The sequence below is a fragment of the Rhodanobacter sp. C01 genome (assembly GCF_002001045.1).
GTDB lineage: Bacteria > Pseudomonadota > Gammaproteobacteria > Xanthomonadales > Rhodanobacteraceae > Rhodanobacter.
In genome coordinates this window covers 385,740-409,668 of the sequence record NZ_MUNR01000011.1, presented here as the reverse complement: position 1 = coordinate 409,668, position 23,929 = coordinate 385,740, and the positions used below count along the sequence as shown (strand labels likewise).

Sequence of the window (23,929 nt, the reverse complement as noted above, 5' to 3'; positions counted from 1 at the left end):
TCCATGTACACGCTCTACTACTCTCCCGGCACCGCCAGCATGGTGGTGCATCTGGCGCTTCTGGAGATCGGCGCGCCGCATGAATTGCGGCTGGTGGATTTCGACGCAGATGCCCAGCACTCTGCCGAATACCTGAAACTCAATCCGCGTGGCGTGGTGCCGACCCTGATCATCGATGGCCGGCCGTTGTCGGAATCGGCGGCGTTGCTGATGGTGCTGTCCGAACGTCATCCGGAAGCAGGGCTGGCGCCCGCACCGGGTACACCCGAACACGATACCTGGCAGCAGTGGATTGTCTATCTCAGCAATACGCTGATGTCGACGTACCGCTTCTGGTTTTATCCGCCCGAACTGGGTGCCGTCGAGCACACGCCGGAAGTGCACTCTGCCCTGCAGCGCAAGATCGAAGGCGTGTGGGATCTGCTCGATGCGCAGCTTGCCGCACACGGTCCATACCTGCTCGGCCAGGAATTCTCGGGTGCCGACCTGCTGCTGACGATGTTGATGCGCTGGTCGCGCAACATGCCGCATGCGGCGACCGAATGGCCCGCGCTGAAGCGGCTTGCCGATCTGGTGCGCGCACGGCCCAGCTGGCGGAAGTTGTACGAGATCGAAGGACTCAGCGAGTGGTGATCTACGGTTCGGCCGGACGCTGACGCATGAGCGATGCGAATGCCTCGCCCGCGGCGCCGGTGTCATGGGCGCAAAAGCTGCAGGCCGAATGGCTGTTGCTGCTGTTTGTCGCGCTGACAGCCGCGTTGGCGCTGCTCGATCCGCAGCCGCTGGCGAAGTACCGGCACTGGTTGCAGTTGCCGACCCTGGCTGGCCTGACGGGTCTGCTGATCGCGATCCAGGGCATCCGCGACAGTGGGCTGATACAGCACGCGGCGGTGGCCGTCGTCGCGCGGGCGCATTCACTGCGCAGCCTTGGGCTGTTGCTGATAACCGCGACGGCGCTGCTGGCGATGGTGCTGACCAACGACGTGAGCCTGTTTCTGATCGTGCCGCTGACGCTGACGATCGGCGGCATCTCGAACCTGCCCGTGTTGCGCATGGTGGTGCTGGAGGCGCTGGCGGTGAATGCGGGTTCCACCCTGAGCCCGATCGGCAACCCGCAGAACCTGTTGCTGTGGCAGCACTCGCAACTGCCGTTCCTGCATTTCACCCTGGCCATGTTGCCGGCTGCCTCCGTGATGTTCGCCCTGCTGGTGGTGCTCACCTTGCTGTGGCTGCCACGTGACCGGATCGAACTGGCTCCGGACCGAATCGACGGCCAGGTGAGTTCGCGAAGGCTCGGCGCATGCTCGATGGCCGCATTGGCGGCCATGGTGGTGCTGATGGAATACCATCACGCACCGCTCGGCGCCGCACTGCTGCTGATGATCTTCGCGCTGCTGGCACGATCCAGCCTGGTACGCATCGACTGGTTGCTGTTGCTTACCTTCGCCGCGATCTTCCTGGGTCTCGGGCACGCCGCCGAGTTGCAGCCGGTACGCCATGCACTGGATCGACTCGACTTCAACCAGCCGCTGACCCTGTACGCTGGCGGCATCCTCGCCTCGCAACTGATCAGCAATGTGCCATCGACGGTCTTGCTGCTGGATCGAGCCCCTGACGCGATCGCATTGGCAGTCGCAGTAAACGTGGGTGGTTTCGGCCTGGCGATCGGTTCACTGGCAAACCTGATCGCGCTGCGCCTCGCGAAACAACCGCAAGGATTGCGGCTGTTCCATTTCGTCTCGATTCCCTTCCTGCTCGTGTGTGCACCGCTGGTCTATCTGGTCTGCCGCTGGCTGGACTGAATGCGCTCATCAATCGTCATCTTTCGGCACGCTGACCCTGCCCTTGACCCCACTGTGGTTGACGTCACCGCTGCCCTTGGCGCCGAGGCTGAAATCGCCGGTGACATCGCTCACGGTGAGATCGCCGGAACCCAACGTATCCGCCCGCACACTGCCGCCGACTTTGCGCAACACCACATCACCCGAGCCGATGCTGCCGACCTTGGCGTCACCGCTGATGCCCGTGGCCTTGAAGTCACCCGAACCCACCGAGCCCAGTTCCAGACTGCCTATATCGGTGGCATCGACATCACCGGAGCCCACACTGCTGGCCAACCTGCCGGATATCCTGCGGACATGCAGGTCACCCGAACCAACGCTGCTTTGCAGCTGCTGCACGTCGCTGACATCGGCGTCGCCAGAGCCCACGCTGACTGTGACCGGCAGACTCGCCGGCAATTGCACGGTGACCTCGAGGTTCGCATAAGAGCTTCCGAACAGGCCGAAGCTGGTGTGATTGTCGCCACCGATGTCGAGCAGCAACTGATCGCCTTCGCGTCGCTGGGTGATCTGCAGCCCGTCCAGCAGCGTCTTGTCCGAGGCGCAGGCACGCCCGTCAAGAGTGAGCCCCCTGGCACTGGTGCTGCCCGTCAGGTGCAGGTTCTGGTTGTGAACGCCGATCTGTACCGCGCGCACTCCGGCCAGGTCGAGCTGGAGATTGCGCGGCGCCTCGTATTTGCACGAGGTCGCGGCAAACGCGGCAAACGGGGCCAGCAACAGGGTGGCGGCAAAAAGACGACGCATGGTGACTCTCCTCGAATGGTCAACAACCATGGGATGCAGCCAACGACAAAAGGGTTGCAAGCAAGGCGCGAAAACGCACGCCCATGTCAACGGGCACGGAGGCACTGCGTTTTTTGAGCTACACAACAAGGAGATTCACCATGCATCGCAACACCCTGCTTGCTTCCGCGCTGGCCGTGCTGATGGCCGGATCGGCTTCGCTCGTAATCGCCCAGGATGCACCGCCACCGCCCGCTGCCGGCCCCTCTGCGACCATGCGCGCACCGGCCAAGCCGCATGGCGATCGTCGCGGCCCCGGCATGCATGAGCGAGGCTTTGGCGACCAGCATGGTGGCGTAATCGGCGACCTGCGCGGTCTGGAGCACCTGTACATGCAGGCAGGTCGCAGCAAGGATCTGGCCGCCCTGTACAACGACGTACTGGCGAAGTCGCAGGATCCGCGCGTGCGCGATTACGTCTACCAGCACCTGGCGCGTCTGCAGGCGCGACCGACCAATGTGGATCAGGCGATCGCCACGCTGCGCAAGGGGCTGGACGAGAGTCTGGCCAACGAGGCGAAGATGCGCGCTGAGCACGACAAGATGCGCGCCGCCTGGCAGCAGCATGCCGGTGCGCCGACACCGCCGGCACCGGCCGCCCAGTAAATCGTCAATCCAGCGAGCATTGCGATGGCCCAGGCCATCGCAATGCAATGCTTCATGACTTGCGTTCGAGTACCTTGGCGCGCTGCCAGAGTTGTTCCTGTTCGGCGAGTGTGCGCTCGCCGAATGCACCACCCTCCGCAACGGCCAATTGCTCCATCTGCCGGAAACGCCGCTCGAACTTCGCGTTGGCATGGCGCAGCGCACGCGAGAAATCGACCTTGGCGTGGCGCGCCAGATTCACCATCACGAACAGCACATCGCCGATTTCATCTTCCAGCCGCGCCGGATCGGCACCGTCCACGAACTCGGCGCGTACCTCGTCCACTTCCTCGGCCAGCTTGGCCAGCACTGGCTGCGGATCGGTCCAGTCGAAACCCGTGCTGGCCGCCCGCTGCTGCAATTTCAGCGCGCGCTTCCATTCCGGCAATCCCGTTGAAATGCCGGCCAGCGCGCTGGCATCGGCCGGCTCGCCCTTGCTGGCGCGTTCGGCCGTCTTGATGTCTTCCCATGCCTGCTTCTGTGCCTCGGCGTCGGCATAGCGCACGTCACCGAACACATGCGGATGGCGTCGGCACATCTTGCTGCTGATCGCATCGGCGACATCGGCAAAGTCGAACAGCCCAGCTTCTTTCGCCATCTGCGCATGGAACACCACCTGCAGCAACAGATCACCCAGTTCATCGCGCAGGTCATCGAAATCGCCGCGGTCGATCGCATCGGCGACCTCGTAGGCTTCCTCGATCGTGTACGGCGCTATCGAAGCAAAATCCTGCTGTACGTCCCACGGACAACCACGCTCGGGATCGCGCAGACGCGCCATGATGGCGAGCAGGTCATCAAGGCTGTAGCGGCGATCGTCGCTCACTGGATCATTCACAACCGGCCGCGCGCAGCCGCGCCGCCCAGTCGACCGAGGGGTCGCCGACGGCGATGAACTCGGGATTGAGCAGCGATTCGCCGCGGTTGTAGCGGAACATGCGCCCTTGCAAGTCCATCACCGCACCGCCAGCTTCCTGCAGCACGCATTGCGCAGCAGCGGTATCCCATTCGCTGGTCGGGCCGAGGCGCAGATAGACGTCTGCGCCACCACGTGCGATCAGACAGAACTTCAACGAGGAACCCAGCGGCACCAGCTCATGCTCGGCGCCGAGCAAAGCCTGCAACATGGAATCGTGCAGGCTGCCGTGCGAGCGGCTGCCGGCCATGATCGGCGGCTGCGCCAGTGCCCGCGCCTGAAGGCGTTGCCAGTCGCCACCGGCCTGTTTCTGCATCCACGCGCCATGGCCACGTTCAGCGATATACAACTCGCCAGTCACCGGCGCCAACACCACGCCGAGCACAGACTGGTGATCGTCGATCAAAGCGATGTTGACGGTGAACTCGCCGTTGCGCTTCACGAATTCGCGAGTGCCGTCGAGTGGATCGACCAGCCAGTAGCGCGACCAGTGCTGGCGTTCGGACCAGGCCAGCGCCTTGGCTTCTTCCGACAGCACCGGTAGCGCCGGCTCAAGCGTGGCCAGTGCGGTCATGATGAGCTGCTGCGCCGCCAGATCCGCCGCCGTCAACGGCGACGCATCCGCCTTGGTCTGCACTGCGAAATCGCTGTGATAGATCGCAAGAATGGCTTCGCCGGCGGCGCGTGCGATCTCACCAATCTGCCGGGCAAACGCGGGAACCGTACTCATGCGCGTTGAAAACGCCCGGCGAGGTATTCGCGGGCCATGAACAGCGCGGCGATCGAGCGCCCTTCGGTCACGTCATCGCGACCGAGCAAGGTATGCAGTTCGGACATCTTCCATGGCACCACATCGAGTTCCTCGGGTTCATCGCCGATCAGTCGTTCGGGATACAGCTCCTGCGCCAGCACCACATGCGCCATATGCGTCATGTACGAGGGCGACAGCGACAGGTTGTGCAGGATTTTCAACCGGCGCGCGCCGTAGCCGATCTCTTCCTTCAGCTCGCGCTCGGCGCCCTGCTCGGCCGTCTCGTCCTGATCCAGCCGGCCCTTCGGCAGGCCAAGTTCGTAACGACCGACGCCCGCGCCGTATTCGCGTACCAGCAGCACCGTCTCGTCGTCCAGCATCGGCACGATGATCACCGCACCTAGGCCACCACCCTTCAGCCGCTCATAGGTGCGGCGTTCGCCGTTGGAAAATTCCAGATCGAGCTGTTCGACATGCAGGAAGTGGCTGTTGTCGACGTCACGCGTGGCATGGATGATCGGTGGCTTGCGCATCCGGCCATTCTAGCGCGGTGGCCGCCTCGACGCAGGCGATCATGGCGCCGTGCCGGCATCCCTGCGCAACCGCTGCAGCGCCTGCCGGTGGATCGCCGGCGTACCAGCCAGCACGCTGCGTGTATCCAGCGTCAACGCCGCGCCCTGCAGATCGGTGAACACCCCACCAGCCTCACGCACAATCACGGCCAATGCAGCGATGTCGAGGATGTTCACGTCCGACTCGATCACAAGATCCAGCGAGCCCCGTGCAAGCAGATGGTAATGACAGAAGTCGCCGTAACCGCGAATGCGGTTGCTGTCGCGGATCAGCGCACCAAGCGCATCCCAGCGTGCATCAGCGGTCAGCGTCTTGACGTTGCCGGTGGAAATCGAGGCATCGCTGATCGTGCTGGTATCCGCCACCCGCACGCGCTCGCCATCGAGCCATGCACCGCCACCGACGCTGGCCCACATGGTCTCGCCGTAGATCGGTGCACTGGATACCCCCAGCACAAGCTCGTCACCATCCATCAAGGCAATCTGGGTGGAAAAGAACGGTGTACGCCGCACGAAGCTCTTGGTGCCATCGAGCGGATCGACCAACCACAACAGGCCACCGCGCTCGCCTTCGAGTCCAAATTCCTCGCCATAGATCGCCGCCTGCGGCAGCGCCGCCTGCAGGATCTTCCGGATCGCGCGCTCGGCCTCACGGTCGGCGACGGTCACCGGCGTCGCATCGGACTTGAGCTCCACCTCGACGCCGCGATGCCAGTAGTGGCGGATCACTTCGGCAGCCGCGGCAGCCGCTTCGCGCGCGGCAGTCAGTGCGGACACGGCCATCTCGGGATTCATGGTGATTTCGTGCCCTGATTGGTGGCGGTCGTACCGGGCAAAGCAGCCGCCAGTCCGCCGCTATGCTGGATATTTATCTTGCCATCGGCATCCGGCTGGCCCAACCCGGACAGCCAATGGCGCAATGCCGGATCAGTCTGTCGCGCTCGCAACGTCGCGTCCAGTCGCCAGCCCAGCGGACTCAACTGCAAACGGCCGTCAACCTGCAACGGCCCGTGCCCGTCATCCTGCCATTGCGCCTGGATCACTCCATTCTGCGATTGTGCCTGTCCCTGCAGGTCGCCCAAGGCCACATCGCCATTTCGCGTGCGCATGACTGCATCCTGCCACCGCGCCTGCGCCTGCAGCTGCAACGGCCAGCCACCTTGCAGGATGGCGTGCTCGATGGTCAGTTGCAGTTCGCCGCGCGGCTGCCCGTACGGCAAGTTGACCCGGGCCGGCCATGCTGCGAGTGCGGCATGCAAGTTCACGCCGCGCCATTCGACCTTCTGCCCGGGCAACCGTCGCATCTCGCCGGAAAAATCGAATTGTGGCCCCTGGAAGTCCAGCTTGGCCTGCGTCTGTCCGAACAACGCCCGCCGTGACAGCGTCCACTGCAACTTGCCTAGCGGGCGACCATCCGCAGCCAGAACCTGCCCGGCCCGACCATCCCACAATGACCCCTGCAGCTGCTGCAGGCGCAACCCGTGCAGTTGCGGTTCGATCCACGGGAGCGCCCATCGCACTGGCAGAAACCACAACAGAAGCACTCCGGCCAGCAGCAATATAGCAAGGCCGATGAGGCAATTTCGCAGGTACTTCAAACGCCGACTCCCGGAATGACCCATATGCGGGCTTGAGGGCCCATCATGAAGCACCGATGATAGCCGGATGACCATCCACGCAAGCGGCAATGCCGCGCTCGCCACGCGCGACCTGAAACACCTGTGGCATCCCTGTACGCAGATGCATGACCACGACATCACCGGCAAAGGCGGCGTGCCGATGGTGCCGATCGTCCGTGGCGAGGGTGCCTGGCTGATCGACGCCGATGGCAGGCGCTATCTGGATGGCATCAGCTCGTGGTGGACCAACCTGTTCGGTCACGCCAATCCACGCATCGCTGCCGCGCTTGCGGATCAGGCACAGCGGCTGGAGCACGTGATCTTTGCCGGTTTCACCCACGAGCCGGCGATCGAGCTGGCCGAAGAACTGGTGCGCATCACGCCACCCGGACTGGATCGCGTGTTCTATGCCGACAACGGCTCGGCAGCGATCGAAGTGGCGCTGAAGATGAGCTTCCACTACTGGCTCAACCAGGGTCATGGCGAGAAGACGCGCTTCATCGCACTCACAGGCAGCTATCACGGCGAGACGCTGGGCGCGTTGTCGGTCAGCGACGTGGCGTTGTACCGCAAGACCTATGCGCCATTGCTGCTTACACCGTTCCTGGCGCCTTCGCCGGATGCCTATGAAGGCGAGCCCGGCGAATCGGCCGAACAGACGACCAAACGTCGCCTTGGCGAGCTGCGCGCTCTGCTCGAACGCCATGCCCATGAAACCTGTGCCGTGATCGTCGAGCCACTGGTGCAATGCGCCGGCGGCATGCGCATGTATCACCCCGCTTACCTGACCGGCCTGCGCGCGCTATGCGACGAGTTCGCCGTGCATTTCATCGCCGACGAGATTGCGGTCGGCTTCGGCCGTACCGGCACGCTGTTCGCCTGCGAGCAGGCTGGCGTGTCACCGGATTTCATGTGCCTGTCGAAGGGACTTACCGGCGGCTTCCTGCCGCTTTCGGCCGTACTCACCACCAGCAGTATCTATGAGGCGTTCTACGCGGAATACAGTGCCGGCAAGGCCTTCCTGCATTCGCACAGCTACACCGGCAACCCGCTGGCTTGCCGCGTGGCGCTGGAGACATTGGCGATCTTCCGTGACGAGCCGGTACTCGAACGCAACCGCCAACTCGCAGCGCATCTGAGTAGCCGCCTGGAAACGTTGCGCGACCACCCGCATGTCGCCGACGTGCGCCAGACCGGCATGATCGCCGCGATCGAACTGGTCGCCGACAAGACCGGGCGCCGACCATTCCCGGCGACGGACCGACGCGGTCTGCGCGTGTACCTGCACGGACTGCGGCACGGCGCTCTGCTGCGCCCGCTCGGCAACGTGGTGTATTTCATGCCGCCCTATATCGTCAGCAAGGCGGAGATCGACCTGCTGGTGGATGTGGCGGTGGCTGGCATCGAACGTGCCGTGGCGGAATGAACCATCGCGCCACTGAAGCCAAGCCTCAGTGAATGGACGGATCCAACATGCGCAGGGCCTGGGCGTTATTGATCTGGCCCGTGTTCAACAGGTCCTGCTGCGAATAGCTGCGACCCGAAACACCCTGCAGGCATTGCCCTTTCTTCGCCGGAATCAGGCTGCCGGTATCGCGGATGCAGCTGCGATCACCTGGCTTGAGCACCTGATGCTGCTGTGTGGCACTGGCTTTGCTGGATGGCATGTCGGCATTCGGGCTGGTCACCTGCGCGGGGGCGCTCTGGCCGACGGCGAGTGCGCTGACGCCGAGGCCAACGACCAGTGCGAATGAAATGACAGTTGTCTTGAGCATGGCGCATACCTCTGTTCTGCCTGCATCTGTGCCTCTTCATCCTCCCCCGATGGCCGCTGGCAAGCAAGGATTGCGATGCGGGCATCTCGCCGGCATTCAGCTAGCCGCCAGCCACCGCTAGCTTGTGCTCTGAAGCGCCGTAACCTCCGCTATGCTTCTGCTTTTGCACGACCGCGACGCCCGCATGCGCATCATCCGTATCCATGTCGATCTGCCGCTTGCCCTCGATGCCGAACTGGCGTTGCCGGTACAGGCTGGCGAGCACGTGGCGCGGGTATTGCGCCTGACCACTGGCGATTCGCTGACCCTGTTCAATGGCGATGGCAACGATTATCCGGCGACGATCCAGGCCGTCGGCAAGCGCGAAGTCGTGGTCCAGGTGAATGCGCGGCAAACCCTCGCCAACGAATCGCCGCTGCCGCTGACCCTGGCGCAAGGCGTCGCCCGTGGCGAAAAGATGGACCTGATCGTGCAGAAGGCCACCGAACTCGGTGTGGTACGCATCGTGCCATTGCTGACCGAACGCTCGGAGGTGAAGCTGGACGCCACCCGTGCGGAAAAGCGACTGACACACTGGCGTGCAGTAGCGGCGAGTGCCTGCGAACAGAGCGGCCGCGCGCGGCTGCCCGAGATCATGCCGGCACTGCCGTTGCCAACATGGCTGGAAAGTCTGGCCGAGGACGGTGCGTTGCGGCTGGCCCTGCTGCCGGAAGCAACACGTTCATCCCGTGAACTGCGCTTTGCCGCGGACGGCGGCTTGCTGGTGGTGGGTCCGGAAGGCGGTCTGGGTGAACGCGATATCAACGCATTGACCGCTGCCGGCTTTGACAGGCTGCGACTGGGGCCACGCATCCTGCGCACGGAAACGGCAGGTCTGGCCGCACTGGCGGCACTGCAGGCATTGCACGGCGACGGCTAGACCATCGCCGATACAAGTCTGTTTTCAGTCTTCGCTGTCGAGCAGCGACCCGGGTGCCTCGGCTGGCTCAACCGCGTCGCCGCCCTCGAGCAGACCGAGCAGTTCGGCTTCGATCCATTCCATATCGGGAATCATCGCGACGTCGTCGCGCACCAGTACCTGTGCCCGCACGCCTGGCGGCAGTTCGCTGCCGTCGTGTGTAGGAATGATCAACTCGGCGTTCAGCGTGGTCAGGCGCGGGAAGCCCTGCGTCAATACGGCGATGAACGGCAGTCTGGGATTGCCACCGAGCGCCTTCAGCACAGCCACGCGCACGCTCAGTTCGGCATCGCCTTCTTCCGTGCCAGCCAGTTGCGTGAATGACACCAGCGGTACACGCCAGCCGCGCCAGGCGATGCGCCCGAGCAACCAGTGCGGAGCATCAGCCACCGGCTCGGGCCTGCTCTGGGTAATCACCTCGGCGATGGTGGCATTGGGCAGCAGCAGACGCTGGTTGCCGACCGGCACCAGCACGCAACGGATTTCACGCGGCAGCGGATCACTCATGGAAACACCTCGATCAGATGCGCCGCCAGCTCGGACGGCGTACCGGAAAAACTGACCAGTCGTTCGGCAAAGATGCCGCTGACCATATCGGCGAAATGCTCGCCGGACGACGACTCAACCCAGACCTGGCCATTGCGGTCATGGATCGCCTGCGCGCCGGCAACGGCGTCGTTGCCCCGGCCCGCGAACACGATGGCCACGGCATCGCGACCAAACGCATTTGCCGCCATGGTGAAACTGGCATCGATCGACGTACCTTGTGGCTGGTCCGAAACGATCGTCTGCAATTCGATCCTGCCGTCGCGACGAAGTTGTACCTGCCGTCCTGCGGGAACGACCAGCACTTCACCCTGTGTGGCGCGACCACCTTGCACAGCCAGCTTCACCGGCAGCGGGCAATGCGCAGCGAGCCGCTCCACCAGCGCAGCGTCCGACTGCTGCTCGGTCAGATGCTGGGTATGCAGAAAGGTCAGCTTCGAGCTCGACGGCAACGCAGCAAGGAAGTCGCAGACGGAATCCACGCCGCTGACTGCAGCGCCCAGCAGCACGAGTCGGCTCAGCGCACTGCCCGGTTCATCGAGCACCATCTCATGCTCATGCACGTATTGTTTCGGGGCGATCGCTTCCTCGATCGACACCAGCTCCAGACTCATGACCGGCTCGATTCCCTGCGCTACCGGCTCGACATCCGGCGCGAGGAAATCCGCCGCACTCAGTTTCTCGATGCCGAATTCAGCAGCGTCAGGCCTGGCAGATTCGGTGAGCAATGCCTCGTCATCCAGCAGCGCCCAGTTGTCGGGCGCACGGGCGGCCACGGCGGCCTTGGCGGCGAGAACGGGTTCGTCTGCCGACGCAGGCGTGGTCACGATCGACGGATCGGCAGGTGATTCAAGTTGCAGATTGCCAAAATGCAGGGCGGCTGCCTGCGGCAACTCGGCATGCGTGGTAGCGCCGGACGAAACATCGTGATGGATGACCTGCATATCCGCTGTCACCGGCGACACACCGAAATTGCCGTCATGCAGCGGCGGCAGTTCCTCATTGGCACTGAAGCGCAAGCCGGGGCCAGGCTCGTCCTCGTCGCTGGCCGGCAACTCACCGGACGCCAGCAACGCCTCAAGTTCCGCCGCCAGGCTTTCCGACTCGGCGGTGGCTACCTTCTCGTGCTCGTCATCCAGCTCGGCATGTGACAGGAAATCCGGCTCTGGCAACGTCGTTTCATGTTCGGCAGGGGTGGGGACTTCGACCTCGGCAGCCGATGGTGCAATCGGCGTTTCCGCAACAACCGCTGTCTCGACCGGAACTTGAGCCACAACCAGGACAGGTTCGACCGATTCGGCCGACGACGGTGCCTCGATACCGCGGGCATCCTGCGGACGCGGTGGATCGATATCACCTGCCGCCAGCACCTTGACCGCCAGATGCCGAGCCCAGCGTGCACGATCCCAGCCTGAGAGGCTGCGGCTGGCCTGCGCGTCGTTGAATACCACCCGCGGCCGATCCCCATCGATCAGCTCGTACAGATGATCGAGCGCATCGTCGGCACTGTCATCCAGGTTGACTACCAGCACATCGGCGCCGACCTGATGCAGCAACGCCCGGTCGAGACTGGAAACGCCGCCCTCGTGAACAATCCGGGCGCCCCGCACATGCAGGGCGTTGCGCAATTGACCACCCAGCTCGGTATCATCAAACAGCAGCGCAATCGCCGGCGTCATGTCAGTCATGAACAGGCTCCGCCGCCCGCTGCTCCAGTACCTCGTTGATCTGCACCAGCAGCTCGGCTTCCTGATACGGCTTGCCGAGATAGCGGTCGACACCGATATCGAATGCCCGCTGGCGATGCTTGTCGCCGCTGCGTGAGGTGATCATGATGATCGGCACGTTGCGCAACCGCGGATCGGCCTTCATGTGCGTCGCCAGCTCGTAGCCGTCCATGCGCGGCATCTCGATATCGAGCAGCATCAGATCCGGCACGCGCTCGTGCAGTTTCTCCACCGCGTCGACACCATCCTTGGCCGTGCTGACTTCGTATTCGTGACGTTCCAGCACGCGGCTGGTGACCTTGCGCATGGTGATCGAATCGTCCACCACCATCACCAGCGGACGTGTCCGGACTTCCTCGATCACCGGTGCCTGCACCGCGCTGAGGCCGTCGGAAAGACGCTGGATGCGACGCGTGATGCCATGGCGGACCAGCGGCGCCAGATCCAGAATGATCAGCACCGAACCATCGCCCATGATGGTGGCACCGAGCAGGCCCGGCACCGAACTGATCTGCGGACCGACCGACTTGACCACAATCTCGCGCGAGCCGAGCACGGCGTCGATGCGGATCGCCGCACGCAGATCACCTGCGCGGGTAAGCAGCAGCGGCTGCTGCTCGCCCTCGGGCAGCAACCCGGGCGGCAAGCCCAGCAGTTCGGCCAGGTCGTGGATACCGTAGTCTTCGTTGCCGTACTTGAACGAGGGCTCCTCCTCGGCCAGCAGGGTCGCCAGATCGGCCGGATTGACCCGTGCCACGCCCTGCACCGAGGTCATCGGAATCGCGAACGTCGCCTCGCCGATGCGCACCAGGATGGCCTGAGTCACGGCGAGCGTGAACGGCAGGCGCAGGACGAAGGTACTGCCCTTGCCCTCCTCCGAATCGATCGACAGCGAACCACCGAGCTGCTTGATCTCGTTCGCCACCACATCCATGCCCACACCGCGGCCGGCCAGCTGGGTGACCTTGCTCGCGGTGGAGAAACCTGGCTGGGTGATCAACGAAAGCAGCTGGTTGTCGGTCGGCTTGATGTCGGCACGCAGCAGGCCGCGTTCGATGCCCCGCTTGCGGATCGCCTCGCGGTTCAGGCCACGGCCATCGTCGCTGACCCGGATCACCACTTCGGTGGCCTCGCGTGCGACCTGGATGTGCACCGAACCTTCCGCCGGCTTGCCCGCCTTGCGGCGTTCGGCCGGGGTCTCGATGCCGTGCGCAATCGCATTGCGCAACATGTGCTCGAACGGCGCCTTGATGCGGTCAAGCAGGTTGCGATCCATCTCGCCGTGGGCACCATCGACGTACAACTGGGCGCTCTTGCCCTGCTCCTGGGCTGCCTGTCGAAGGGTGCGACGCAGGTTCGGCACCATCGTGTCGAACGGCAGCATGCGCGTGCGCAGCAGACCGTCCTGCAGTTCGGTACTGACCCGTGACTGCTGGATCAGCAGGGTCTCCGCCTGCCGGGTCAGTTCGTCGAGCATGCTCTGGATCGACACCAGATCGGAAACTGACTCGGCCAGGGCACGCGAGTATTGCTGTAGCTGCGAGTAACGATCGAGCTCGAGCGGATCGAAAGCCGCCATGCCCGCTTCGCGATGCTCGCGCTGGAAGCGCGCGATGATCTGCGCCTCGGTCTCGATCTCCAGCATGCGCAGCTGGCTGCGCAGACGTGCCACGGTCTGTTCCAGCTCGACCAGGTTGAAGCGGTAGCCGGCGACCTGCTGTTCGAGGCGCGAACGGTAGATGGCCACCTCGCCTGCATGGTTGACCAGGTTGTCCAGCAGGTCGGCGCGGACGCGAATCTGTTCCTGGGGAGAACGAATTTCTTCTTCCTCTTCCGGCAACAGCTCGGGCAATTCCAGGCCTTCCGGCAAAGCTGATACCACCGGAGCTGCAACGGATCGCACCACCGGCGTCTGCATCGATACCGGCAACATGGCGGTTGCCGGTGCGTCGTCTTCGGCGAGGACGTGCTCGCCAGCCATCTCCAGCAGGCGGTCGATCGTGGCCTGCGGGTAGTCGGGCAACTGGCCTTGCGATACCTGCTGGGTCAATGCATGCAGCTGGTCGAAACTCGCTTCCAGCGCAGCAATCAGCGGGCCGGTCTTTTCCGCATCGCGAATCGGCTTCTCGAGCAGTGTTTCGATCGCGTGGGTGAGGTCGCCCACCGACGACAACCCGGCAATCCGCGCACCACCCTTGAGCGTATGCAGGTCACGCTGCAATTCCGCCACATGGGCAAGTTCGGCCGGCTCGGCATGCCAATGCGCCAGCACGCCATCGGCGTGATCGAGGATTTCGCGTGCCTCGTCGAGAAACACTTCGAGCAGGTCGGCATCGATCAGGCCCGCCCCCGCAAGCGCGTGGAGCGACTCGTGCCCCGGCGCGGCATCGGCCTCCACCGCTTCGCGGACGCCAGCCGCATGCGCAGCTGCCTGTTCTGCTTCAGCTTGCTCCGCTGCCGATTGTTTCGCAGCGGCATGCTCGGCAGCCAGCTTCTCGGCAGCCAACCGTTCCCCTTCAAGCTTTTCTGCTTCGGCTTTTTCTGCCGCAGCCTGCTCCGCTGCGGCTTGCTCTGCGGCAGCCTGCTCGGCAGCCAGCCGCTCGGCTTCAATCTTTTCTGCCGCAGCCTGCTCTGCCGCGCGTTTCTCGGCTTCAGCGTGCCTCGCCTCTTCTGCCGCCTTCTCGGCAGCCGCCTGTTCGGCCGCAGCCGCTGCCGGCTCGAATGCGCCAAGGGCAGCGACCAGCTCGGCAGCCAGCTCGGCATGGTGGGCATCGTCCGGATGAACCTCCGTTGGCCGGTCGATATCCGAGGACGTCCCGGCGTCTCCCGCATCCGATGGTTCAGCTGCGAGCCGCTCCATACTGCCGTCCGATACGGCGGCCGTTGTCGCTACATCGCCTCCGGCATGCGTCGGGGCGACGGTTTCCACTGTCGGTTCCGCCTCGCCTGGATGCGGCTCGAAAACCACATGCGCCACCTGCGATTCGGGATAGTGGTCACGCATGGCGATAATCTGTGCCGTCAGCGCATCCACGTTGGGCAGTTGCGGTTCAGCCACATCGAACTGGCCCATCACATGATCGACTGCGTCAACCGACTGGCCGAGCAGACGCACGCCATCGGCCGGCAGTGGCAGATTGGCCGCACGCAGCCGCTTGAACAGGCCTTCCAGCGGCGACAACAGCTGGGTCAGCAGCGGAATGTCGACCATCGCGATGGCGCCATGCAGCGTATGCACTGCACGCAGCAGTTCTTCGCCAATCGGCAGTTCGCTGCCGCCGCGATGAATCGCGGCACGAATGGTTTGCAGGTATTGCGCGACCTCGCTGCGCAGGATCTCCAGCAGCACCGGATCGACTGCCGGCATCACCGGCATGGCGATAACAAACGTCGGTGCGGCGGTTTCATGCTCGGCGGTTGCGCTGTGGGCATCGGTCACACCCGCTTCCGGCACGGCTTGCGCGACCTGATCGAGTCGCGGTACACGCCGGCGAACCACGCGACGCACCGTTTCAGTGGCAGCCGAGGTGTAATCCTCCACTCGCGCCGGCTGACCGGCGGCGACTTGCTCGGCAGCCTTCATGATGGCGCTGAGTGGTGCAGTCGGCTCACCGTCACCCTTGAGCGCCGCCAGCAGCTGCGGCAGTGCATCGATGGCGTGCCGCACCACGGCCTGCATGCCTTCATGAGGCTGGATCGTGTTGTCCAGCACCCGGTTGAGCATGTCCTCGACTTTCCACGCGAATTCGCCGAGCACGCCAGCGCCCACCAGGCGACCGGAACCCTTCAGGGTATGGAACGAGCGGCGAATGCCGACGAGCGAGGAATGCTGGGTCGGGTCAGTCAGCCAGACCTGCTCGGCGCCACGCAAGCTCTCGATTTCCTCCTGCATTTCCTCGAGGAAGATCTCGCGGATATCGTCGTCGATGCCTTCCGCATTCGCATTGAAGTGGGTATTGGCCGCGAGTGCATCGCGCACTGGCGCCTGTTCAAAGACCTCTTCCTCGATCTCGATCCAGTCGCCGTCCGGCAGATCCGGCGCATCACCTTCGAGTGTGGCGGGCGTGGTCGCCTCGGTCTGCGCAAGTCGCAGTCCATCGAGGTTGTGGACAGGGGTTTCGTGCGGCACCGCGGCACCGATGAACAGATGCCCCAGGTCATCCCCCGGGAGCAGACTGACGGACTCGGAAAGTTCCGGATGCTGCTCGTGTTCGAAGACAGCATCGCTGTCTGCCTTCACCTCAGGGGCTGCAGACGTCGCCGCGGACGGTTCACGCACCGCCGGCAATGGCCAGTAACCGAGCAAACCGAGACTGTGCTCGGCCACGTCGAGAATATGTTCCAGCCCGCCGCGGTGCTCCCGCGCAGCCTCAAGGTAATACTCCAGCGCCGCGAGGGCATCGGCCAGATGATCCATTTGCGCGCCACTGGGCACGCGCCGGTCTTCCAGCAATTCGTAACCGACGAAACGGCCGACGCCTTCCGCCAGTTCAGCCGAGCGTGTGGCGGACAGCATGCGCATGGCACCAGCCACTTCATCCATCAGGACCGGTGTGCCGGCGAGACGATTGTGCTCCCAGCCAGACTCGACGAAGGCAACGATCGCATCCTTGACCTTGCTGGTATTGCTGATCGCCTCCTGCATCAGGGTCGTGACGACACCCAGCGCTTCGGTACGCGGCAACCCGTGCGCGGGGGAGCCCGCCGTTGATTCGTCCTCCGAGCCCAGGCTCTCGATGTGATCGTCCAGCGAGGCCTCGACATACAGCAGGGCCCCCGCCACGTCGAGAAGGGTGTCTTCGTCGGCCGTACGCAGGCGGTTCGCGATCTCGTCGAGTACCCGCCGCTGTTCATTGATCACGCGACGCGGTACCGCCAGCGCCAGCATGCCCAGCGTGTCGCCAACGCGTTCGAGCACTTCACCTTGCGTAGCCAGCTGTGCCGGATCGCCGTCCTGCTGACGCAGGAACAGGTCGAGCGCTTCCTTGACGCGCAGCAGATCGTCCTTCAGGGCACGCGATACCGAATCGAGCAGCGCGCGATTGTGCCCGGACATCGAGCCACGGGCATGCTCCAGCTCGCTGGCACCCGGCAACAGACTGTCCAGAGCATAGGTCGTGCGCAGCAGTTCCATCTGCGGACTGCGCTGCTTGGCCTGGGCCACGATATAGAGCAGCTTGCAGGCCACCTCGTCCGCTTCGCCGCCGCGCAGGCTGTTCTCGCCCTGTTCGATCAGCAGACGGATGTTGCGGTCAACCTTGCCGATCAGCTGGCGTATTTCACCGGACTGACCCTTGAGTGCGCCCTGCTCCAGGCCTTCCAGCACGCCGGCGGCAATCCACCACAGGCGGCGGCCATGCACGTGATGGCAGCGTGCAGTGATCGCCAGCAGGGTCTTGCGCATGCCGACCAGTTGCTGCGCGGCATTCTGCCCACGGAACCAGCCCAGCAGCTGTTGCTGGAAGCGCAGACGCAGATCCACCAGTTCGCCACGATGCGCCTCGGCATACGCCTCGCTCATCGCTGCCGGTGCCTGCTCCGGCAGGAACGCGTCGAGATTGGGATGGAACATCGCCGACTCGGGCAGCGGCTCCTGATCCCGGCTGGCGCGCAGGTCGTTGAGCAGCGGCAACAACACCACCGGCACATCGCGATGACCGCTTGACAGGCGCTCGAGGTAATCCGGCAGCTGCATCAGACCACGCATCAGCGCGGCATAGGCTTCTTCTCGATGGGTTACATGCTCCTCAAGCAGCGCGATGGATAGTGTTTCCATCTCTGCGCTCACCATCGCGGCGCCATACAACTCGACCATCCGCAAAGTGCCGTGCACCTGATGCAGATAGTCCGCGCAGGTGCGCATGAAGTCGCGCTTGCCCGGATTGTCGACGTAGGACTCCAGGGCTTCGCGGGCGTTCGACAAGGTATCGTCGAGCTCCGGCTTGACCCACTGGAGGGTGGTGAAATCGATGTGGTCTTGAAGTCTCATGCGCCTCTCTCAACGGTTGCGCAACGCAGGCATCACGCAACCAACGAGACTGCCCCCCGTCATAAATTCCGATGTCAACCCGGCAGCTTGAAGTGCGCCACCGAGCGCCGCAGATCACTCGCCAGCTGCGCCAGCGTACCGATCGAGTCGGCCGTCTGGCTCGCACCCTGCGAGGTCTGCGAAGTAATTTCCTGAATCGCGTTCATCGAATGCGAAATATCGGTCGCCGCCGCGGACTGCTGACGCGCCGCGCTGGAGATGTTCTGAATCAGCGCCGACAGATCGTGCGACACGCGCTCGATGTCACCCAGCGCACTGCCGGCATCCTCCGCCTTGCGTGCACCGGCCACCACCTCGGCGGTGGTCTGCTCCATCGAGTTCACCGCCTCGTTGGTATCGGACTGAATCGTCTGCACCAGCGTCTCGATTCGCTTGGTCGCGCTGGTCGAGCGTTCGGCCAGTCGCTGCACTTCGTCCGCCACCACCGCGAAACCGCGACCCGCCTCGCCGGCCGAAGCCGCCTGGATCGCCGCGTTCAATGCGAGGATGTTGGTCTGCTCGGCAATGTCGTTGATCAGTTCCACGATCGAGCCGATCTCCTGCGAGGATTCACCCAGGCGCTTGATTCGCTTGGAAGTCTCCTGGATCTGGTCGCGGATCGAGTCCATACCGGAGATCGTCTCGCGCACCACTTCGGCGCCATGCGAGGCGATCTTCACCGAGCGCTCGGCCACGTCGGCCGATTCGGCGGAGTCCTTCGACACGATGTCCATCGAGCTCACGATCTGGTTGATCGCCGAGGTCGCCGAACTGATCTGCTGCGCCTGCTGCTCGGCCGCGTTGGCCAGATGGCGCGCGGTGGTCTGGGTTTCCTGCGCCGACGACGACACCTGCTCGGAGGTCTCGTTGATGGTGGTCACCAGGGACCGCAGCTCGTCGATGGCGTAGTTCACCGAGTCGGCAATCGCACCGGTGATGTCCTCGGTCACGGTGGTCTTTACGGTCAGGTCACCTTCGGCGAGCGAGCCCATCTCGTCCAGCAGGCGCATGATCGCCTCCTGGTTGCGCTGGTTCAGCTCGGTACTGCTGGCGAACCGGCGACGCTGGTCGCCCACCAGGGTGATAACCAGCAGCAGCGCGAACGCCACCGCGGCAATCGCGCCGAACAGACCCCACCACACGTTCGGGAAAAGCCTGCGCAACGGCAATTTGCCGATCTGCTCGGACAAGTCGTTTGCGCGCAACAGCACCGTCTGCGAATCCAGCGAGGCCTGGTTGCCGGCGTGCTTCACGTCGGCAATATTGCCCGCCGCCGCCGCCAGCTTGGCCACCGGGTCGGCCAGCTTGGCCCAGCTGGCATCCATGTCGGTGAGGATCTTGCGTGCGTTGGCATCGGCAATCGGCTTCACGCCACTGTCTGTATTGCCTTCAATCAGGCCCTTGAGCACGCTGCCATACAGCTGCGCATCGCGGGACAGGCCGTCAGCCGCCGACTGCGCGTTGTCGCCACCCTGCAACACCTCCTGCACGCGACGGATGATGCGGTCAGCCGACAGCATCTGACGGGAGGTGCCCAGCATCTGCTCGGAGCTGCCGTTGCGCTGCTGCAGGATGTTGACCACCTGTTCCATGCTCGAGTTGAGCAGGGGCATCTGCTGCGACAGCGTGTCCGCGCGTTGTCCGGAGTCCAGCACGACGGCCTTGTTGGAAAGGATCTTGCCGATATCGGCATCGAGCTGCTGCCACGAGGCATCGAGCGCGCTGACGGCGCGACCGGCCGGCGTGGCGTTGTTGTCGGCGTAGGCCTGCATGCCGCCCGCAGGATCACCCTTGTCCAGCCGCTTCACGGCCGAATCGATCGAGTTACGGGTGCTCTCGAGCTCCTTGAAGGAGTCCGTGTTGCCACTCGCCGACTCCAGCGCGAACTTCGCAGTCTGCTGCGACAGCACCTGGATCTGGGTGGTCAGCGCGATGGCCTGGCGGTCCTCGTCGTTCTTGATGTTCAAGCGCCAGAAATCGAACGCCGCAAGACCAATCGCAATCAGCAGCAGGACAATGAGTGCGGTGTAACCCCGTTCCCTGCTGACGCCCCCTGTAGTGCTCATGTTCACCTCATCCGTCTAACTAAGTGCTTTGCCGGCTCCGCATCATCGGGCGGCGGCTGGCCAGGGAAATGTCGTTTCAAGCCTCCGGCCACGCTCGGCACCGGCCCTTCGATTACCGCAACCGCGCCCCGCTCAGGCTGCCGCCTGCCGGAAATCCGGTGCGCGCACCAGCCTGTTCATGCTGAAAACCGCCAGCTGCTGCTCGCCCACGCGGTTTTCGACGAAACGGACCAGCCGCGGATCATCCTCGCGCTCGGCCTCGCGTCGCTGCTGCTCGTCCACCGTTCGCTGGCCGAACACCTCGTCGACCAGCAACGCCACGCTGCCACTACCCTGACGCACGACCAGCAGGCGGGTGCGCTCGGAGTGCTGGGTTCGTTCGCCAAACAGGAAGCGGCCGAAATCAACCACCGGCACCAGGTTGCCACGCACGTTGGCCACCCCGAGCAGCCATGGCTGGGTACCAGGCACTGGCGTCAGTGTGGGGACCGCGAGCAATTCGTTGATCTCGTCGATGCCGCTGACCAGCATGCGTGCGCCGACGCGAAAACCGATGCCACGCCACAACCCGGGCGCCTCCAGCTTGTCGCGTGTGTCGGAGGCATGCGCCAGCGACAACCGCTCGTAGCGGGCCAGGATTTCAAACGGGGTGCGATTGACGGACTGGTTCATGACGCGCTCGACAGCAGATCGTTGATGCAGGCCAGCAGTTCCTTCTCGTTCACCGGCTTGGTGATGAACGCGCGTGCCCCCTGGCGCAGGCCCCACACGCGATCGGTTTCCATCGACTTGGTGGTGATCATCACGATCGGCACCGCCGAGGTGACCGGATCGCGACTCAGGGTGCGGGTCGCCTGGAAACCATTCATGCCCGGCATGATCACGTCCATGATGACGAGGTGGGGCAGCTCGGCGCGCGCTCGCTCGATGCCCTCCTCGGCGGTTCCGACAGCGACAACCTGATGACCGGCGCGCTCCAGCAGCGTGGTGAACACGCGCACGTCGGTCGGCGAATCGTCGATGATGAGAATATTGGCCACAGGTCCCCCTCAGAATCTGCAGTCAGTGGTTCGATACCGTGCTGACATGGCGATGGATGGCACCAAGCAGTTCGTCCCGCGTGAACGGCTTGGTCAGATACTGTTCGGCACCCACGATGCGCCCGCGGGCCTTGTCGAACAGCCCATCCTTCGAGCTCAGCATGATCACCGGTGTAGCACGGAAAAGCGGATTGTTCTTGATCAGCGCGCAGGTCTGATAACCATCCAGCCGCGGCATCATGATGTCGACGAAGATGATGGCGGGCTTCTGGTCGGAAATCTTCGCCAGCGCCTCGAAACCATCAACAGCCGTCAGCACGTCACAACCTTCCTTCTTCAGCAAGGTTTCCGCCGTGCGACGGATGGTCTTGGAGTCGTCGATCACCATGACCTTGAGACCCGCCAAGCCATTAGCACTCACGTTCAAATTCACTACTCCCCCCTGCGGCCCGGCCCGAGCTCAGGATAGACACCAAGACATGCAACAGCCATGCCGCACAGTGTGCATGTAAAAAATTTCGAAACGAACCACCCGATACCCGCTCTGCGGCAGTGTATCCAAGGCTTTGTTGTTTACTGCCTGCCCGCCGAGACTGTCAAGCAATACTTCGGGCTGCTTCACAAAGTGACCCATAGTGGCACCATCGGGCCACTTGCGACAGCATCGGGTCGTGCACGAGATACCGCTGCACAAACGCCCCATCACCATCCCACTTACTATAGGCGCCTGACGATCCGCGCCTGCCCGCATGCGCAACCCGTAACCCAGGCTACCCACGGAGAACCGCAATGCCCCTTTCGCTCGGCGTGCTGATGGATCCCATCGGTGCGATCAAGATTGCCAAGGACACCAGCTTCGCCATGCTGCTGGAAGCCCAGCGGCGTGGCCATACGCTGCATTACTTCGAACAGGGTGATCTGGCGCTGCGCGACGGCATGCCATGGGCACGGACAGCCCCGCTCAGCGTGCGCGAGGATCCGAAAAGCTGGCATACGCTGGGCCCGGCGCAATGGCGCAATCTCGGGGAACTCGACGTCGTGCTGATGCGCAAGGATCCGCCGGTCGACGCACAGTTCATCTACGACACGATGGTGCTGGAAGCCGCCCAGCGCGCCGGCGTCAGCGTGATCAACGACCCGCGCGCGCTGCGCGACTGCAACGAGAAGCTGTTCGCACTGATTTTCCCGCAATGCATCGCACCGACCCTGGTTTCGCGTGATGCCGCAGAACTGCGCCGCTTCGCGGCCGAACACGGCGAGGTCGTGCTGAAACCGCTGGACGGCATGGGTGGACGTGGCATCTTCCGGGTCAAGGCTGGCGACAGCAACCTCAATTCGATGCTGGAGACCCTGCTCGGCGGCGATGCACATGGTGAAGGGCACCAGCTGACCATTGCGCAGAAATACATCCCCGAGATCACCGCCGGCGACAAACGCATCCTGGTCATCGATGGCGAACCGGTGCCGTACGCACTGGCGCGCATCCCGCAGGGCAACGAGTTCCGCGGCAACCTCGCCGCCGGTGGCCGTGGCGTCGGCGTGCCGCTGTCCGAACGCGATCGCTGGATCGTGGCCCAAGTGGCTCCCGAACTGCGCCGTCGTAGCCTGCTGTTCGTCGGACTGGACGTGATCGGCGACTACCTGACCGAGATCAACGTCACATCCCCGACCTGCGTGCGTGAGCTGGACGCCCAGTTCGGGCTTAACATTGCCGGTCAGTTGTTCGACGTCATCGAGCAGCACGTCATCGGAAAGCGTACCGCGTGAGCACCCCTGCCACTGTCTCCACCGCGCCGAACCCCATCGGCGCCACCATGCTGTTTTCGCTGCTGCTGCATGGCGTGCTGCTGTTGGGAATCACGTTTCATTTCGTGAAACCCGCTCCCAGCCTGCCGACGCTGGACGTGACCCTGGTCAACGTCGCGAACCAGCAGGCCCCGGACAAGGCGGATTTCCTGGCCCAGGCCAACAACAGCGGCGGCGGCCAAAGTGACCGCGCCGCGCGACCCTCGCAGATGTTCTCCGGAGCGCTGCCCAAACCCGACCCGGGCACGGCGGCACAACCGGTCGATGCCACCACGCCACAGCCGCGGGAAGCCATGCCGACCCGAATGGTCACCACCAGCGGCGCCACCGACTTCAGCGTCGCCAGTGACACTGCACAGACCCAGGTCGACCCCGAGGATCAGACCCCCACCGCCGCCGAACTGACGCGACAGCAGGCGATCGCCCAGCTGGCCGCCGAACTGCGCGCACAGACTGAAGCGCTGGCCAAGCGGCCGAAGAAGAAATTCATCTCGGCCAACACGAAGGAATACGTCTACGCCAGCTACATGCGTGGCTGGTCCGACCGGGTGGAGCGGATCGGCAACCTCAATTACCCGGACGAAGCCCGCCGGCGCAAGCTGTATGGCGATCTGCTGCTCACCGTCGGGCTCGATCGCGACGGCAGCATCAAGAGCATCACCATCATCAAGAGTTCCGGCCAGCCCCTGCTGGACGCCGCCGCCGAACGCATTGTGCGGCTGGCCGCGCCCTTCCCGCCACTGCCACCGGACACCCAGGTGGATGAGCTGTACATCACCCGCACCTGGCAATTCCTGCCGGGCGATGTGCTGCGCAACAAATAGCCTCGCCGTCACCTGCCGTTAGCGCGACTTGTC

The 23,929-nt window shown here is 63.9% G+C and carries 21 protein-coding genes; 7 read left to right on the top strand and 14 right to left on the bottom strand.

Going from position 1 to position 23,929, the window contains the following annotated elements:
- Nucleotides 1-3 precede the first annotated feature (3 nt).
- Both B0E50_RS11050 and B0E50_RS11045 read left to right on the top strand, forming a co-directional pair.
- Entirely contained in the window at nucleotides 4-633 is a 630-nt protein-coding gene (locus tag B0E50_RS11050; RefSeq protein ID WP_077441238.1) for a glutathione S-transferase family protein, read from the top strand.
- A 26-nt stretch (nucleotides 634-659) separates the two neighbouring features.
- Complete coding sequence (locus tag B0E50_RS11045) at nucleotides 660-1,802, top strand: SLC13 family permease (RefSeq protein WP_077441237.1); 1,143 nt, start codon at nucleotides 660-662, stop codon at nucleotides 1,800-1,802.
- A 9-nt stretch (nucleotides 1,803-1,811) separates the two neighbouring features.
- On the opposite strand, the gene B0E50_RS11040 is transcribed toward B0E50_RS11045, so the two are convergent.
- Nucleotides 1,812-2,585, bottom strand: a complete 774-nt coding sequence (locus B0E50_RS11040) for a DUF4097 family beta strand repeat-containing protein (RefSeq protein WP_077441236.1) — start codon at nucleotides 2,583-2,585, stop codon at nucleotides 1,812-1,814.
- A gap of 140 nt (nucleotides 2,586-2,725) precedes the next feature.
- Between B0E50_RS11040 and B0E50_RS11035 the strand changes: the two genes are divergently transcribed.
- Nucleotides 2,726-3,229 (top strand): hypothetical protein, encoded by a 504-nt coding sequence (locus tag B0E50_RS11035; protein WP_077441235.1) that lies wholly within the window; start codon nucleotides 2,726-2,728, stop codon nucleotides 3,227-3,229.
- A gap of 52 nt (nucleotides 3,230-3,281) precedes the next feature.
- Here B0E50_RS11035 and mazG read toward each other — a convergent pair whose 3' ends face one another.
- The 5 genes from mazG to B0E50_RS11010 are packed head-to-tail and all read right to left on the bottom strand — an operon-like array spanning nucleotide 3,282 to nucleotide 7,051.
- Nucleotides 3,282-4,094 carry a nucleoside triphosphate pyrophosphohydrolase gene (mazG, locus tag B0E50_RS11030; protein WP_077441234.1) on the bottom strand — a complete coding sequence of 271 codons (813 nt, stop codon included), beginning with the start codon at nucleotides 4,092-4,094 and terminating at the stop codon, nucleotides 3,282-3,284.
- A 4-nt stretch (nucleotides 4,095-4,098) separates the two neighbouring features.
- Nucleotides 4,099-4,914, bottom strand: a complete 816-nt coding sequence (cysQ, locus tag B0E50_RS11025; RefSeq protein ID WP_077441233.1) for a 3'(2'),5'-bisphosphate nucleotidase CysQ — start codon at nucleotides 4,912-4,914, stop codon at nucleotides 4,099-4,101.
- Nucleotides 4,911-5,468 (bottom strand): ADP compounds hydrolase NudE, encoded by a 558-nt coding sequence (nudE, locus tag B0E50_RS11020; RefSeq protein ID WP_077441232.1) that lies wholly within the window; start codon nucleotides 5,466-5,468, stop codon nucleotides 4,911-4,913. Before nudE ends, cysQ begins: the two co-directional genes overlap by 4 nt.
- A gap of 39 nt (nucleotides 5,469-5,507) precedes the next feature.
- On the bottom strand, nucleotides 5,508-6,302 hold the full coding sequence (locus B0E50_RS11015; protein WP_077441231.1) for an inositol monophosphatase family protein: 795 nt from the start codon (nucleotides 6,300-6,302) through the stop codon (nucleotides 5,508-5,510).
- Nucleotides 6,299-7,051: a type II secretion system protein N gene (locus tag B0E50_RS11010; protein WP_254427259.1), complete on the bottom strand. Its 753-nt coding sequence runs from the start codon at nucleotides 7,049-7,051 to the stop codon at nucleotides 6,299-6,301. Before B0E50_RS11010 ends, B0E50_RS11015 begins: the two co-directional genes overlap by 4 nt.
- 121 nt (nucleotides 7,052-7,172) lie before the next feature.
- Between B0E50_RS11010 and B0E50_RS11005 the strand changes: the two genes are divergently transcribed.
- Nucleotides 7,173-8,552: an adenosylmethionine--8-amino-7-oxononanoate transaminase gene (locus tag B0E50_RS11005; RefSeq protein ID WP_077441229.1), complete on the top strand. Its 1,380-nt coding sequence runs from the start codon at nucleotides 7,173-7,175 to the stop codon at nucleotides 8,550-8,552.
- A gap of 25 nt (nucleotides 8,553-8,577) precedes the next feature.
- Here the strand turns inward: B0E50_RS11005 and B0E50_RS11000 are convergent, their stop codons facing one another.
- Nucleotides 8,578-8,901 (bottom strand): hypothetical protein, encoded by a 324-nt coding sequence (locus tag B0E50_RS11000; protein WP_077441228.1) that lies wholly within the window; start codon nucleotides 8,899-8,901, stop codon nucleotides 8,578-8,580.
- Between the two features lie 184 nt (nucleotides 8,902-9,085).
- Between B0E50_RS11000 and B0E50_RS10995 the strand changes: the two genes are divergently transcribed.
- Entirely contained in the window at nucleotides 9,086-9,820 is a 735-nt protein-coding gene (locus B0E50_RS10995) for a 16S rRNA (uracil(1498)-N(3))-methyltransferase (protein ID WP_077441374.1), read from the top strand.
- A gap of 24 nt (nucleotides 9,821-9,844) precedes the next feature.
- Here the strand turns inward: B0E50_RS10995 and B0E50_RS10990 are convergent, their stop codons facing one another.
- The 7 genes from B0E50_RS10990 to B0E50_RS10960 form a co-directional block, all read right to left on the bottom strand.
- Entirely contained in the window at nucleotides 9,845-10,366 is a 522-nt protein-coding gene (locus tag B0E50_RS10990; protein WP_077441227.1) for a chemotaxis protein CheW, read from the bottom strand.
- The gene (locus B0E50_RS10985) at nucleotides 10,363-12,093 is read right to left on the bottom strand and encodes a chemotaxis protein CheB (protein WP_077441226.1); all 1,731 of its coding nucleotides are present in this window, start codon (nucleotides 12,091-12,093) and stop codon (nucleotides 10,363-10,365) included. The genes B0E50_RS10990 and B0E50_RS10985 overlap by 4 nt, the downstream gene beginning before the upstream one ends.
- Nucleotides 12,086-18,121, bottom strand: coding sequence for an Hpt domain-containing protein (locus tag B0E50_RS10980; protein ID WP_077441225.1), 6,036 nt, complete (start codon nucleotides 18,119-18,121; stop codon nucleotides 12,086-12,088). The genes B0E50_RS10985 and B0E50_RS10980 overlap by 8 nt, the downstream gene beginning before the upstream one ends.
- A gap of 74 nt (nucleotides 18,122-18,195) precedes the next feature.
- Entirely contained in the window at nucleotides 18,196-20,226 is a 2,031-nt protein-coding gene (locus tag B0E50_RS10975) for a methyl-accepting chemotaxis protein (RefSeq protein ID WP_077441224.1), read from the bottom strand.
- Nucleotides 20,227-20,358: 132 nt separating this feature from the next.
- The gene (locus tag B0E50_RS10970; RefSeq protein ID WP_077441223.1) at nucleotides 20,359-20,898 is read right to left on the bottom strand and encodes a chemotaxis protein CheW; all 540 of its coding nucleotides are present in this window, start codon (nucleotides 20,896-20,898) and stop codon (nucleotides 20,359-20,361) included.
- A complete protein-coding gene (locus tag B0E50_RS10965; RefSeq protein WP_077441222.1) occupies nucleotides 20,895-21,266 on the bottom strand; it encodes a response regulator in 372 nt (123 codons plus the stop codon). The genes B0E50_RS10970 and B0E50_RS10965 overlap by 4 nt, the downstream gene beginning before the upstream one ends.
- A gap of 22 nt (nucleotides 21,267-21,288) precedes the next feature.
- Complete coding sequence (locus B0E50_RS10960; RefSeq protein WP_305775357.1) at nucleotides 21,289-21,699, bottom strand: response regulator; 411 nt, start codon at nucleotides 21,697-21,699, stop codon at nucleotides 21,289-21,291.
- 356 nt (nucleotides 21,700-22,055) lie between these two features.
- On the opposite strand from B0E50_RS10960, the gene gshB reads away from it, so the two are divergent.
- Both gshB and B0E50_RS10950 read left to right on the top strand, forming a co-directional pair.
- The gene (gene gshB, locus B0E50_RS10955; RefSeq protein WP_077441221.1) at nucleotides 22,056-23,033 is read left to right on the top strand and encodes a glutathione synthase; all 978 of its coding nucleotides are present in this window, start codon (nucleotides 22,056-22,058) and stop codon (nucleotides 23,031-23,033) included.
- Nucleotides 23,030-23,896: an energy transducer TonB gene (locus B0E50_RS10950; RefSeq protein WP_077441220.1), complete on the top strand. Its 867-nt coding sequence runs from the start codon at nucleotides 23,030-23,032 to the stop codon at nucleotides 23,894-23,896. The genes gshB and B0E50_RS10950 overlap by 4 nt, the downstream gene beginning before the upstream one ends.
- Nucleotides 23,897-23,929: the final 33 nt, after the last annotated feature.

Bases quoted from the DNA above. Each gene is read 5' to 3' on its own strand.
- gshB (WP_077441221.1), top strand. From the start codon at position 22,056: ATGCCCCTTTCGCTCGGCGTGCTGATGGATCCCATCGGTGCGATCAAG.
- B0E50_RS11040 (WP_077441236.1), bottom strand. From the start codon at position 2,585: ATGCGTCGTCTTTTTGCCGCCACCCTGTTGCTGGCCCCGTTTGCCGCG.
- B0E50_RS10995 (WP_077441374.1), top strand. From the start codon at position 9,086: ATGCGCATCATCCGTATCCATGTCGATCTGCCGCTTGCCCTCGATGCC.
- B0E50_RS10975 (WP_077441224.1), bottom strand. From the start codon at position 20,226: ATGAGCACTACAGGGGGCGTCAGCAGGGAACGGGGTTACACCGCACTC.
- B0E50_RS11035 (WP_077441235.1), top strand. From the start codon at position 2,726: ATGCATCGCAACACCCTGCTTGCTTCCGCGCTGGCCGTGCTGATGGCC.
- B0E50_RS10970 (WP_077441223.1), bottom strand. From the start codon at position 20,898: ATGAACCAGTCCGTCAATCGCACCCCGTTTGAAATCCTGGCCCGCTAC.
- B0E50_RS10980 (WP_077441225.1), bottom strand. From the start codon at position 18,121: ATGAGACTTCAAGACCACATCGATTTCACCACCCTCCAGTGGGTCAAG.
- B0E50_RS11015 (WP_077441231.1), bottom strand. From the start codon at position 6,302: ATGAATCCCGAGATGGCCGTGTCCGCACTGACTGCCGCGCGCGAAGCG.
- cysQ (WP_077441233.1), bottom strand. From the start codon at position 4,914: ATGAGTACGGTTCCCGCGTTTGCCCGGCAGATTGGTGAGATCGCACGC.
- B0E50_RS11045 (WP_077441237.1), top strand. From the start codon at position 660: ATGAGCGATGCGAATGCCTCGCCCGCGGCGCCGGTGTCATGGGCGCAA.
- B0E50_RS11000 (WP_077441228.1), bottom strand. From the start codon at position 8,901: ATGCTCAAGACAACTGTCATTTCATTCGCACTGGTCGTTGGCCTCGGC.
- B0E50_RS10990 (WP_077441227.1), bottom strand. From the start codon at position 10,366: ATGAGTGATCCGCTGCCGCGTGAAATCCGTTGCGTGCTGGTGCCGGTC.
- nudE (WP_077441232.1), bottom strand. From the start codon at position 5,468: ATGCGCAAGCCACCGATCATCCATGCCACGCGTGACGTCGACAACAGC.
- B0E50_RS11005 (WP_077441229.1), top strand. From the start codon at position 7,173: ATGACCATCCACGCAAGCGGCAATGCCGCGCTCGCCACGCGCGACCTG.
- B0E50_RS11050 (WP_077441238.1), top strand. From the start codon at position 4: ATGTACACGCTCTACTACTCTCCCGGCACCGCCAGCATGGTGGTGCAT.
- B0E50_RS10985 (WP_077441226.1), bottom strand. From the start codon at position 12,093: ATGACTGACATGACGCCGGCGATTGCGCTGCTGTTTGATGATACCGAG.